The sequence below is a fragment of the Streptomyces atriruber genome (genome assembly GCF_001418325.1).
Classification (GTDB): domain Bacteria; phylum Actinomycetota; class Actinomycetes; order Streptomycetales; family Streptomycetaceae; genus Streptomyces; species Streptomyces atriruber.
Genome location: NZ_LIPN01000655.1, coordinates 1 through 2,231, shown reverse-complemented (window position 1 = coordinate 2,231; position 2,231 = coordinate 1). Strand labels below are relative to the sequence as shown.

The 2,231-nt window shown below is 71.3% G+C and carries 3 protein-coding genes and 1 pseudogene; 2 read left to right on the top strand and 2 right to left on the bottom strand.

From position 1 onward, the window contains the following. Window positions 1-180: pseudogene (locus AOK03_RS39770) on the bottom strand (hypothetical protein); the annotation flags it as partial. Between the two features lie 319 nt (window positions 181-499). Between AOK03_RS39770 and AOK03_RS39765 the strand changes: the two are divergent. Both AOK03_RS39765 and AOK03_RS39760 read left to right on the top strand, forming a co-directional pair. Beyond that, on the top strand, window positions 500-1,123 hold the full coding sequence (locus AOK03_RS39765; RefSeq protein ID WP_055570191.1) for a YceI family protein: 624 nt from the start codon (window positions 500-502) through the stop codon (window positions 1,121-1,123). A gap of 58 nt (window positions 1,124-1,181) precedes the next feature. After that, complete coding sequence (locus tag AOK03_RS39760; RefSeq protein WP_055570190.1) at window positions 1,182-1,730, top strand: hypothetical protein; 549 nt, start codon at window positions 1,182-1,184, stop codon at window positions 1,728-1,730. Window position 1,731: 1 nt separating this feature from the next. Here AOK03_RS39760 and AOK03_RS39755 read toward each other — a convergent pair. After that, window positions 1,732-2,231, bottom strand: a 500-nt coding sequence (locus AOK03_RS39755; RefSeq protein ID WP_425264457.1) for an alpha/beta fold hydrolase, incomplete at its 5' end; no start/stop codon positions are given.

Genomic DNA, 2,231 nt, shown 5'->3' with positions numbered 1-2,231 from the left:
GGCGAGGTCGACGGTGATCTCGTCCGCGGCGGCGGAGAGCGCGTTCAGCAGGGTGAGCCGGGCGGCCGACTCCAGCGGGGCGGTGAGGCGCTCGGCCAGGGCCCGCGCCTCGTCCCCGCCCGCTTCGGCGGCCACGGCGAGCTCCTGCCGGAGCTGATCGACGTACTGCGTGAGGTTCATAGCGCCATCATGGCACCACATTGGCACCACCGCAAGCCTCAATGGCGCCGAAACCGCGCCCCACATGGCACCCATCACCCATTTCCGCAGGTCAGAGCAGGCGCACCCACACATGGCGCCACCATGGCATCACGCCAGCGCCACGCGACACCGGGTGGCGCCACGCGGCGCCACCCGGCACTCCATTCGGCCAATCCGCGCAATCACGCCGACACGTCGCCCTAGAGGTTGAAAGTTGAACCGAATCGCGCTACCTTCAATCTCGTTGAACATTCAACAGCGGCTCCACCCCCGGAGCCCGTCCCCCAAGGAGCACGTCATGGGTCTCTTCGGCCGCAAGAACGACACCGACACCGCCACCACCCCGGCTGCCGCCGCCCCCACCGCGGTCAACCCGGACCTCGCCGCGCTGACCGGCGACTACACGATCGACCCGTCGCACACGACGATCGGCTTCGTCGCGCGCCACGCCATGGTCACGAACGTCAAGGGCTCCTTCCTCGACTTCACGGGCACGCTGCGCCTGGACGGCTCCGAACCGCGCCGATCGACGGCCTCCCTCGACGTCAAGATGGAGAGCATCGACACGGGCAACGCCGACCGCGACGGTCACCTGAAGAGCGCGGACTTCTTCAAGACCGAGGAGTTCCCCGACATGACCTTCCGCTCCACCAAGACGGAGGCGCTGGGCGGCGACGACTACCGCGTCACCGGCGACCTGACGATCCTGGGCACCACGCGGCCGCTCACGATCGACCTGGAGTTCAACGGTGCGGCCACGGACCCGTTCGGCAACGAGCGCGTCGGCTTCGAGGGCAAGGCCGAGATCCTGCGCTCGGAGTGGGGCCTCACCTGGAACGCGGCGCTGGAGACCGGCGGCGTGCTCGTCTCCGACAAGATCAAGCTGAACTTCGACATCTCGGCGATCAAGGCCGGTTCCTGAACGGGCTCCACGGCCTCCCCGCCCGACCGCACGACCCGTGCGCGCTACCGTTCCGCCTGTGCCCGAGTTCATACAGCAACTGCCCGCACTGCTCGGCGTGGTCATCGGCGCGCTCGGGTCCTATGTGGCCATCACGCGGGGCGACCGCATCCGCTTCCGGCGGGAGCAGGCCGCCCGCTGGGAGGAACGGCGGCTCGCCGTCTACACCGAGTACGCCCGGGTCCTGAGGCAGACCGTCAGCCTCACCTACCGGGTCGCCGCCCACCTCGGCAACGACCCGCACCCGCATCCCCTCTCCCCCGAAGAGGCCGTCCCGCACTTCACCCAGGCCGCCGAGGCCCGGGACCCCGCCGGGGAGGCCCTGCTCATGCTCGGCGCGCCGGAAGTCGTCGACGAGGCGCGCTCATGGGTGCTCCTGGTGATCCGGATGGAGCGGTTCCTGCGGGCGGACACCCACGACCCCGAGGCGTGGTCCGCGCTCCTGGAGCGCCAGCGCGCCGCACGCGAGGCCTACTACGCGGCCGTGCGACGGGACTTGGCCCTGCCGCCGGGGCACCCGGGGCGGTGGCCGGTGACGGTTCCCCCGGCCGACGCGCAGGCGCAGTGAGTCACTCCCCGGCCGACACCCGCCCGAGCGCGCCCCCAGGCCCAGCCCCACGTCCAGCCCCACGCCCCAGCGTGTGCTCCAGGATCGCCTTCTCCAGAGGTCCGTGCACCGTCGGCGGCAGCGCGTGGCCCATGCCCGGGATCTCCACCACGCGCGCACCGGCGACGACCTGGGCGAGATGCTGGGGGTGCGGCAGCGGGAAGACCGGCTCGCCGGTGGCGGACACGACCAGCACGGGCACCCGGTTCGCGGCCAGCTCGGCCGTGCGGAGCATGCCGGAGCTGTCGGCGCGAGCATGGGCCGACGACTCCACGTAGCCACCCGCATGCTCGATGACGCGCCGCTCCAGCTCCCTGAAGTACGCCGCGTCGAAGGGCAGTTGATCGCCGCTCAACAGCCGCCAGTGCGCCACCCGCCGGTCCAGCTCGGCCTCGATGCCGTGGTCCTCGACGGGGCGCGCCCACATCTCCAGGATCTCGGGCGCGATGCCGGGCAGCTCCC

Coding starts and splice junctions, on each gene's coding strand:
- AOK03_RS39765 (WP_055570191.1), top strand. CDS start 500: ATGGGTCTCTTCGGCCGCAAGAACGACACCGACACCGCCACCACCCCG.